This is a genomic window from Sphingobium sp. D43FB, assembly GCF_002312805.1.
In the GTDB taxonomy this organism is placed as follows: Bacteria; Pseudomonadota; Alphaproteobacteria; order Sphingomonadales; family Sphingomonadaceae; genus Sphingobium.
On record NZ_NMUA01000143.1, the window covers coordinates 1 to 1081 of the forward strand.

Below are 1081 nucleotides of genomic sequence, written 5' to 3' on the forward strand. Positions count from 1 at the left end.
AGCAGCCCTCCCATAAGGCCCTGCCCGGTTCGTCCGATGATCATAGTCGTAAGATCTGTGGCGATGCCGCATAGGATGGAGAACCCGGTAAAGGCGGTCACGGAAATGAGGAGGAGGGTTCTCAGTCCCAAAAGCCGCTCCAGCCAAGCGCTCAGCGGAATGACGACGATCTCGGCAACGAGAAAGGCGGTGGCAATCCACGTTCCCTCAGTGCCGGTTGCTCCGATTTCGCCTTGGATCGTTGGCAGTGCCGAGTTGACGATCGAGATGTCGAGGGTCGCCAGCAGTGCGCCGAGCGAGCCGGCAGCCACAGCGATCCAAGCGGTCAAGTCCGCACGCGCGGAACGAGCTGCGTCTGGAGATGCTGTGACCGTGACCACTGTCAACGCTTCCGGCTTACGGCCTGACGGAGTCGATCCATCTCTCCTCTGGCTGAACGCGTATCGACCGTTACTCCAACCGACATTCCCGGCACGAGGAGCGTACGCACTTCGAGAGGAGCATCGATTGCAATGCGTACAGGCACGCGCTGTACGATCTTTGTGAAGTTTCCGGTCGCATTCTGGGGGGGGAGCACCGAGAACTGGGCGCCCGTGCCAGGAGCGACGCTGGCAATACGCCCGGTCAGTTCGACGCCAGGGAGCGCATCGATTTCGATGCCAACAGGCTGGCCGACGCGCATAAGCCCCAGTTGAGTCTCTTTGAAATTCGCCTCTATGAACAATCGATCGACAGGAACCAGTGTCATCAGGCGCGTACCGGGCTGCACGAATTGCCCGACACGGACAGCCAGGTCGCCCACACGGCCATTGATGGCAGCCTTAAGCACTGTCGATTCGACGTTGACGCGCGCCACCTTGAGTTGGGCACGCGCGGCCTCTGCTTGCGACTGGGCCTGACGTACCTGCGCGCTCAGTGTACCGACACGCCGTTGCGCGCCGATCAGCGCGGCCTGCGCAGCATTGGTTCGCTCGCGAGCTTGCCGTGCCTGCGTCTGAAGCTGCGCGAAACGCTCCCCTGGCTCGGCGCCGGATGCGGCAAGCGGCTGATATCGCGTAACCTGCTGTGCGGCGAAAGCAGC

At 62.1% G+C, this 1081-nt stretch carries 2 protein-coding genes; both read right to left on the bottom strand.

Going from position 1 to position 1081, the window contains the following annotated elements; genetic code table 11:
* On the bottom strand, positions 1–329 hold a 329-nt coding region (locus SxD43FB_RS23710; RefSeq protein WP_255245890.1), incomplete at its 3' end, for an MFS transporter.
* A gap of 53 nt (positions 330–382) precedes the next feature.
* Positions 383–1081, bottom strand: a 699-nt coding sequence (locus SxD43FB_RS23715; RefSeq protein ID WP_141249642.1) for an HlyD family secretion protein, incomplete at its 5' end; no start/stop codon positions are given.